Genomic DNA, 7,711 nt, shown 5'->3' with positions numbered 1-7,711 from the left:
GGGGGGGGGCCCGGGGGGGGGCGGCGGTGGGGGCGGGGGCGGAGGCTTGACCTCTTCAATCAGACGCGTCTCGATCGGCGTCGTGATGATCTTCACCACGTTGGTTGCGATACCGCTCAGCAGTGCGTACAGGATCACCACATGCAATGCGATCACGAATGCGATGCCAGCCATTCGACGAGCGTGCGGTTTGGGTTGGGCGTAGTTCATATGCCACGTGTCTCCTGCCTTGATAGGTCTTGTTGAGGAGCACGTTAAAGCCTGGGCATTTCCACTTCATCTCGACTTTGTATCGAGGTTGATACGAAGCTGAATGCGCGGGAAGCAGATGCAGAGCGTGGCGCGATGGCGCGTGTAAATCGCACACCTCGTTGCGCTACCGGCGTGACGGGAATGTTGCTGGATGCTTGGCCGTGGGCGTATGCGCAACAGCACACAGGTCGATTATTTCAAGCGTGAAATAATCCGTACAAAAAAGCTCTTATATTGGCGTCTCATAATTCCGTGGGCGCGAGCGCGGCACGCTGCCGCTACGACACCGGAGAGGGGGAGACACCGTGACCAAATCGATTCATGTTCTCGCTGTCGACGACGACGCGCAGATCAGGGGCTTGCTGTGTGATTGCCTGGCCGATTTCGGCATGGTCACCACGCAAGCCGCCAACGGTGCCGATATGCATCGTGCGCTTGCTAATGGCACAGCCGATATTGTCGTGCTGGATCTGATGTTGCCTGATGGCGATGGACTCGATCTATGTCGCGAAATTCGCGCGAAGTCGGATATCCCGATCATCATCCTCACGGCGCGCGGCGAGATGACGGACAGGATCGTAGGGCTCGAGCTGGGCGCAGACGACTACGTCGTCAAGCCGTTTGAGCCTCGTGAGCTGGTCGCGCGTATCCAGACCATCCTGCGCCGCACGCGCGCCCAATTGCATGCGCATGCCGATACCCAGGAAGAGTGCCGGTTCGCAAACTGGCGTCTGAACCTCATTGGCCGCCATTTGATCGCTGCCGACAATACGGTCATCCCACTGTCGAACGCCGAGTTCCGCCTCCTCAATGCATTTCTTGCTGCCCCGGGGCGCGTACTAAGTCGCGAATACTTGATGGATGCCGCACGCGGCAAGTCAACCGACGCATTTGACCGCAGCATCGACGTGCAGATATCGCGTTTGCGCCACAAGTTGCGAGAGGACATCAAGGAACCCAAGCTCATTCGTACGATTCGAGGAGAGGGCTACATGCTTGATACCAAGCAGCATTGAGCGTGGGTATGGGCTGCTTAGTGCAGCGTGTAGAGAGTCTGCCGCCCCTCGGCATAGAGGGCCATGGCGATCTTCACGATCTCATTGCGATGCCGGTCGAAGGAGGCCAGCACCCCGGCTTCGTCAGAACCGAGACCGGGGTCCAAATTCATCAGTACGCGGTCTTCCACAAGGAAAGTAATTTCGCGTGCATTGTCGTAACCCCAGAACCACACGCCATGCCTGGCCCCATCATAGCTGCGGCTGGGGTTGGGAAAACTGAGTGCCATATGTCGTCCTGCGTTCTACGCCTTTGATGGACCGGGTTGCACGCTCACTACCAGCGCGAAGCGCTCCTGTTACTGCGTATCGCCTTTCATGCTCTCGGCTTCCATCGCGGCATGCAATTCCTCATACGCCTCGATTGGCTCCATATCCTGATCGACGAACGCCGCTGCGTGCTCTGCGGCGGCCAACGCATCGCGCGGGATACCGCTCTGGCTATCGTCCTCGGTACTTGGCGGCAGCAGCATGTCCTCAAGCATCCCGCGCAGCTCCGGGGTATTCCATGGCTTGCCCAGCTTGGCCTTCCTTTTCAGGTAGTGACGGATTTCCGAGTCTTGCTCGGCGGTGAGCGGAAGCCCTCGAAAAGTGGGGTCCGTGTTGTGATGGATCATGATGCGCCTCCCGAAGCGGTCTGCGCTTTCAATGTAGAGATATCGATTCTCTGCGGTGAACGTTACAAGTTGCGTGTGATCACTGTGCCGCGTGTCCGCGGCCAACCGATTTACGTCTTCTTCTTGGCGACACCTTCGTTCCCAACCCGAGAATGCACCGTGCTGGACGGGGTTGCCGGCACTGACGGCTTCTTGGACTGCTTGGGTTTTTTCGCTTCGCGAGTGCTGCGTAGTTGACTCTTGGCCATGTTGTTGCTCCTAGTGCGTTGCTTGCCAGGGTGGCAATCCCAGCATACGCGCTTAGAAGCTCTCCGGGCATCTTTACCTATTCGGAAGAACTTTCCGACGCCGGGTCTGGCGCCCAGGCGGCGGTGAATTAAGCGCCTAGATCATACCCAGGGGCGCCGCGGCCCCGACACCTTTCATCGTCTTATGTCCTAGACCTGCGATGCCTCGCTGAGATGCAGGTCGCCCGTGGGCAGTCCCGGTACGCCCTCCAATCTGGCGATCGCTGTTTTTTGCAGTGACTGATGGAGTTGAGCGAGCGCTTTCGATGAACAGGGCTTCGCGAGCGAAGGAGCACGGAGGAGCGATGAATATCCGGATGCCTTCTTGTGCCTGCACGCCTCTGCGTACTCAGGACACTGGCAAGCTGCGTGGATTGTTCTAGGTCGAGAACTCGAGTGGAGCCGCGTTCAATGTGGCAAGCAGCCGTTGAAGCTGAGATATCAAGAGGGGTACGACCACGTGTACTACATCGTATCTCCCCTGATCGGCGGCCATCTAAAAGTTCATGCGAAGGCGTTGTTGAGCGGCTGGAGATCCTTGCGGGGCGCTGATTCCCCTTGACCACCAGAGGCTCGCTCGCATCCTGTGCCCCGGCAATTGTTTCTTGTAGGTTGACGAAGCCTATCGGAATGTCTTGCAGGGAGAAAAGCGGAGCTTAGTGCGGCATGGCCCCGCAGTCTGCCGCGTGAGACGCAATCGAAGGTGCTCTCTCTGGCGCGCGTCTTGTGTGCTAACTAACTGAAATATAAGGATTTTATTATTGTCGGCGCGCCGTGCTGCGTCAGAGAGTTCCACATTGAGTGACCAAAGTTCCAGATTGAGTGAATCTCGACAACAGCAATCTCGACACCCGTTCTTGAAATCGTAATACCCCGTCCCTATAATTAGCACTCGCCGGGCAGGAGTGCTAACAATGCCTCCACCCCCGATGCTTTCCCGATGCGCCGCGTCCCGCGGCGCGTTTTGTGAATAAACACTCACTTTGCATTGAGGAGTTTGTATGAACCTGCGTCCCTTGCATGATCGCGTGATCGTGAAGCGCCTGGACAACGAAACGAAGACCGCTTCGGGCATCGTCATTCCTGACGCCGCCGCTGAAAAGCCGGATCAAGGCGAAGTGCTGGCCGTCGGTCCGGGCAAGAAAGACGACAAGGGCAATGCGATCGCGCTGGACGTGAAGGTCGGCGACCGCGTGCTGTTCGGCAAGTATGCCGGCCAAGGCGTCAAGGTGGATGGCCAGGAAGTCCTGGTCATGCGCGAAGAAGACATCATGGCCGTGGTGGCTAAGTAAGCGGGCGCTCTGTCGCATCGGCTTACCAGTAAACCAATCCTCATTGCCTGCCCGGCGGATTCCCCCGGTGTGGGCAACATCCAAAGATCTCGGAGATTCTCAAGATGGCAGCTAAAGACGTAGTGTTCGGCGACGCCGCACGTGCCAAGATGGTCGAAGGCGTGAACATTCTCGCCAACGCAGTCAAGGTGACCCTGGGCCCCAAGGGCCGTAACGTGGTGCTGGAGCGCAGCTTCGGTGGCCCGACCGTGACCAAGGACGGTGTGTCGGTCGCCAAGGAAATCGAGCTGAAGGACAAGCTGCAGAACATGGGCGCGCAAATGGTCAAGGAAGTCGCTTCCAAGACCAGCGACAACGCCGGTGACGGCACCACCACCGCAACGGTGCTGGCCCAGTCGATCGTGCGCGAAGGCATGAAGTACGTTGCCGCCGGCATGAACCCGATGGATCTGAAGCGCGGCATCGACAAGGCTGTCGGCGCTGCCGTCGAAGAGCTGAAGAAGATCAGCAAGCCGACGACCACCAGCAAGGAAATCGCTCAAGTTGGCGCCATCTCGGCCAACAGCGACGAGTCCATCGGCCAGCGCATCGCTGAAGCCATGGACAAGGTCGGCAAGGAAGGCGTGATCACGGTGGAAGACGGCAAGTCGCTGGCCGACGAGCTGGACGTCGTGGAAGGCATGCAGTTCGACCGTGGCTACCTGTCGCCGTACTTCATCAACAACCCGGAAAAGCAAGTTGTCCAGCTGGACAACCCGTTCGTGCTGCTGTTCGACAAGAAGGTCAGCAACATCCGCGACCTGCTGCCGGTGCTGGAACAAGTCGCCAAGGCTGGCCGTCCGCTGCTGATCATCGCTGAAGACGTTGAAGGCGAAGCCCTGGCAACGCTGGTGGTCAACAACATCCGTGGCATTCTGAAGACCGCCGCCGTCAAGGCACCGGGCTTCGGCGACCGCCGCAAGGCCATGCTGGAAGACATCGCCATCCTGACGGGCGGCCAAGTCATCGCTGAAGAAGTCGGCCTGACGCTGGAAAAGGCAACCCTGAACGACCTGGGCCAAGCCAAGCGCGTTGAAATCGGCAAAGAAAACACCACGATCATCGATGGCGCAGGCGACGCCCGCAACATCGAAGCCCGCGTGAAGCAAGTGCGTGCCCAGATCGAAGAAGCGACCTCGGACTACGACCGTGAGAAGCTACAAGAGCGCGTGGCCAAGCTGGCCGGCGGTGTTGCTGTGATCAAGGTTGGCGCTGCCACCGAAGTCGAAATGAAGGAAAAGAAGGCCCGCGTGGAAGATGCTCTGCACGCAACGCGCGCTGCCGTGGAAGAAGGTATCGTGGCTGGCGGCGGTGTTGCACTGCTGCGCGCCCGTGCGCTGATCTCCGGCCTGAAGGGTGCCAACGCTGACCAAGACGCCGGTATCAAGATCGTGCTGCGCGCCATGGAAGAGCCGCTGCGCCAGATCGTCACGAACGCTGGTGACGAAGCTTCGGTGGTGGTGGCCAACGTCATCGCCGGCCAAGGCAACTACGGCTACAACGCTTCGACCGGCGAGTACGGTGACCTGGTGGAAATGGGCGTGCTGGACCCGACCAAGGTGACCCGCACCGCGCTGCAGAACGCCGCTTCGGTCGCTTCGCTGATGCTGACCACGGATTGCGCCGTGGCAGAGCTGCCGAAGGACGATGCAGCTCCGGCAATGCCGGGCGGTATGGGTGGCATGGGCGGCATGGACGGCATGATGTAATTTGCCTGTCCGGCAACCTGGCCCGGCCATCTTTCGGGATGGCTGTTCCAAGCAAAAAACCCCGTGGGTGCGAGCCCGCGGGGTTTTTTGTTGCCTGCTTTGTTAAGGCGGCGTTAACGCTGCAATGCAGTGGGCTTGGATACAATCGGCCCCACCCGCGAGCCTCAGCGTCGTTAAGTATCGATAAACGATCAGCGTCCTGAAGCGGGCACGACAACAACTCAGGGAAGGGAAAACAGATGAACGACATCGCACGCGAGTCAGTCCTGGGCAGCGCCCCCGCTCCGGCTGCGCCGCAACCGCTGCGACTGCGCTTTATCGGCAGTGGCTCCGAATACTTCCGCATCTGGATCGTCAACCTGCTGCTGACCATCGTCACGCTGGGCATTTACTCGGCCTGGGCGAAGGTGCGCACGCTGCAGTATTTTTATCGCAACACGCAACTGGCTGGTTCGAGCTTCGACTATCACGGCAGCCCGACCGCCATTCTCAAGGGCCGCGCGATCATTTTCGTGCTGGCGCTTGCGTTCAACCTCCTGGGCCATTCGTCGCCGTTGCTGGGGCTGGCGTTGCTTGTGGTGATGGCCGCTGCGTTTCCGTGGCTGCTCGTGCGCTCGCTGCGCTTTCGCATGGCCAATTCCAGCTACCGCGGCCTGCGCTTTGCCTTTACGGGCAAGGATGCCGAGGGCTACATGGTATTTCTGGTGTGGCCGATTCTGAGCGTGATCTCGCTGTATCTGCTCGCACCGCTGGCGCACCAGCGCTTCAAGCGTTTCCAGCACAAGAACACGCGCTTCGGTACCGCGCCGTTTGATTTCTCGGGCACACCGGGCAACTTCTACGGCGTGTATCTGCGCACCTTCGGGCTGGCGATCCTGGCGATCGTGGTGGCCTCTTGCCTCGCGCTGTTGCTGGGTGTGTCGTTGCACAGCGCGCCGGGTGTGGGCCAGATCTTCGGTTTCATCCTCGTCGGGTTGTTCATGTATGCCGCGATGCTGTTCCTGACGCCGTACTTCCTGTCGCGCCTGCAGAACGTGGTGTGGAACCACACCACGCTGGGCGCGCATCGCTTCCAGAGCCAGGTGGGCGCGGGCAAGCTGTTCTGGATCTTCGTGTCGAATGCGGTGCTGATCGTGATCACCGTCGGCCTGTTCACGCCGTTTGCACGTGTGCGCACGGCGCGCTACAAGCTCGACTCGGTGACGATGATCGCGGCCGGTTCGCTCGACACCTTCGTTGCCGGCGAAACCACCAACGTGGGCGCCCTGGGCGACGCAACGGTGGACTGGTACGACATCGATATCGCGCTGTAAGCGCGCTGCAGGCAAAGGCAACCGCTGTGATTCTTGCGACCTACTTCGACGGCCGTACCTCGCGCGCGCAACCCGTGCGCCTTGCCGTCGAGGCGGGCGAGGCGGTGCTGTTCGACGCGGAGGGCACGGCGCTGCGCCGCGCGGCGCTCTCCACGCTGCGGGTGTCGGAGCGCGTCAAACATGCCCCGCGCTTGATCACCTTCGAAGATGGCGCGTTTTGCGAGATCAACGACCCGGCAGAGCAGGCATCGCTGAATGCGCTGCTGCATCGCACCGGCTATCGCGAGGGCTGGGTCGTGCTGGCGCAGAACAGCTGGAAGCTGGCGCTGGGCTCGCTGTTGGCCATGGTGGTCGTGCTGGCGCTGGGCTATCGCTACGGCTTGCCGTGGGGTGCCAAGGTGGTGGCCAATATGGTGCCGCAGCGCGCCGAGGCACAGCTCGGGCGCAGTACGCTGAAAGCAATGGACGAGCGCTGGCTGCGGCCAAGCAAGCTGCCTGCCGCGCAGCAAGACCGCATCCGCGCACGCTTTGCAGCGCTGCAAAGGCCCCCGCAGGCCACGCACACGTATCACATCGTTTTTCGGGATGCCGACATCGGCGCCAATGCCTTTGCGCTGCCCGGCGGCGACATTGTCGTGACCGATGCGCTCGTCAAGCTGGTGGGAGAGGGCGATGGCCTGACGGGTGTGCTGGCGCACGAGGCGGGTCACGTTGAATATCGCCATGGGCTGCGCCAGGTGATTCAGTCGTCGGCCATTGGGGCAACGGCGGCGCTGCTGTTTGGCGATGTCTCGACGATTCTGTCGGGCGTGCCGGCGGCGCTGCTGACGCTGCGCTATTCGCGTGACTACGAGCGCGATGCCGACCGCTATGCCGCGCTGCTGCTGCAGGAGAACGGCTTGTCCGTCGGTGCGTTTGCCGATGTGCTGCAGGCGCTGGAAGATACGCATGGTGGCACGCGCAAGGCCGATACCGCCAAGAAGGGCGACGCCGCCAGCGATGACGATGCTTCGGCGTTCTTCTCCTCGCACCCGCTGACGCGCGAGCGTATCGACACGCTGCGCCGCTTTGATCGCACGCACGGCGGCAGTGACAACGGCGACGCGGATTGACGCGTCACGGACTCCGCTCGTCACGCTCGTCCAAT

7 protein-coding genes and 1 pseudogene are annotated in these 7,711 nt (G+C 60.7%); 5 read left to right on the top strand and 3 right to left on the bottom strand.

Annotation, left to right across the window (positions count from 1 at the left end):
* A pseudogene (locus tag ACCD03_RS22810) lies at positions 1-210 on the bottom strand (energy transducer TonB); the annotation flags it as partial.
* Between the two features lie 347 nt (positions 211-557).
* Here ACCD03_RS22810 and ACCD03_RS22805 point away from each other — a divergent pair.
* Positions 558-1,268 (top strand): response regulator, encoded by a 711-nt coding sequence (locus tag ACCD03_RS22805; RefSeq protein ID WP_252693396.1) that lies wholly within the window; start codon positions 558-560, stop codon positions 1,266-1,268.
* 17 nt (positions 1,269-1,285) lie between these two features.
* Here the strand turns inward: ACCD03_RS22805 and ACCD03_RS22800 are convergent, their stop codons facing one another.
* Both ACCD03_RS22800 and ACCD03_RS22795 read right to left on the bottom strand, forming a co-directional pair.
* Positions 1,286-1,537: a DUF1488 domain-containing protein gene (locus tag ACCD03_RS22800; protein ID WP_045203591.1), complete on the bottom strand. Its 252-nt coding sequence runs from the start codon at positions 1,535-1,537 to the stop codon at positions 1,286-1,288.
* Positions 1,538-1,606: 69 nt separating this feature from the next.
* Positions 1,607-1,924 (bottom strand): hypothetical protein, encoded by a 318-nt coding sequence (locus ACCD03_RS22795; protein ID WP_045203818.1) that lies wholly within the window; start codon positions 1,922-1,924, stop codon positions 1,607-1,609.
* A gap of 1,288 nt (positions 1,925-3,212) precedes the next feature.
* On the opposite strand from ACCD03_RS22795, the gene groES reads away from it, so the two are divergent.
* The 4 genes from groES to ACCD03_RS22775 all read left to right on the top strand — a co-directional run bounded on the left by groES (position 3,213) and on the right by ACCD03_RS22775 (position 7,676).
* Positions 3,213-3,503 (top strand): co-chaperone GroES, encoded by a 291-nt coding sequence (groES, locus tag ACCD03_RS22790; protein ID WP_004629730.1) that lies wholly within the window; start codon positions 3,213-3,215, stop codon positions 3,501-3,503.
* Positions 3,504-3,607: 104 nt separating this feature from the next.
* Positions 3,608-5,251 carry a chaperonin GroEL gene (groL, locus tag ACCD03_RS22785; RefSeq protein WP_045203590.1) on the top strand — a complete coding sequence of 548 codons (1,644 nt, stop codon included), beginning with the start codon at positions 3,608-3,610 and terminating at the stop codon, positions 5,249-5,251.
* Positions 5,252-5,490: 239 nt separating this feature from the next.
* Positions 5,491-6,564, top strand: a complete 1,074-nt coding sequence (locus ACCD03_RS22780) for a YjgN family protein (protein WP_253536520.1) — start codon at positions 5,491-5,493, stop codon at positions 6,562-6,564.
* Between the two features lie 26 nt (positions 6,565-6,590).
* Complete coding sequence (locus tag ACCD03_RS22775; protein WP_253536521.1) at positions 6,591-7,676, top strand: M48 family metallopeptidase; 1,086 nt, start codon at positions 6,591-6,593, stop codon at positions 7,674-7,676.
* Positions 7,677-7,711 lie beyond the last annotated feature (35 nt).

The sequence above is a fragment of the Ralstonia sp. Ralssp135 genome, assembly GCF_047304345.1.
Classification (GTDB): Bacteria; Pseudomonadota; Gammaproteobacteria; order Burkholderiales; family Burkholderiaceae; genus Ralstonia; species Ralstonia chuxiongensis.
This window is presented reverse-complemented; position numbering and strand designations above follow the sequence as displayed.

Excerpts from the sequence above, each read along its gene's own strand:
- groES (WP_004629730.1), top strand. The coding sequence starts at position 3,213 with ATGAACCTGCGTCCCTTGCATGATCGCGTGATCGTGAAGCGCCTGGAC.
- ACCD03_RS22800 (WP_045203591.1), bottom strand. The coding sequence starts at position 1,537 with ATGGCACTCAGTTTTCCCAACCCCAGCCGCAGCTATGATGGGGCCAGG.
- groL (WP_045203590.1), top strand. The coding sequence starts at position 3,608 with ATGGCAGCTAAAGACGTAGTGTTCGGCGACGCCGCACGTGCCAAGATG.
- ACCD03_RS22780 (WP_253536520.1), top strand. The coding sequence starts at position 5,491 with ATGAACGACATCGCACGCGAGTCAGTCCTGGGCAGCGCCCCCGCTCCG.
- ACCD03_RS22795 (WP_045203818.1), bottom strand. The coding sequence starts at position 1,924 with ATGATCCATCACAACACGGACCCCACTTTTCGAGGGCTTCCGCTCACC.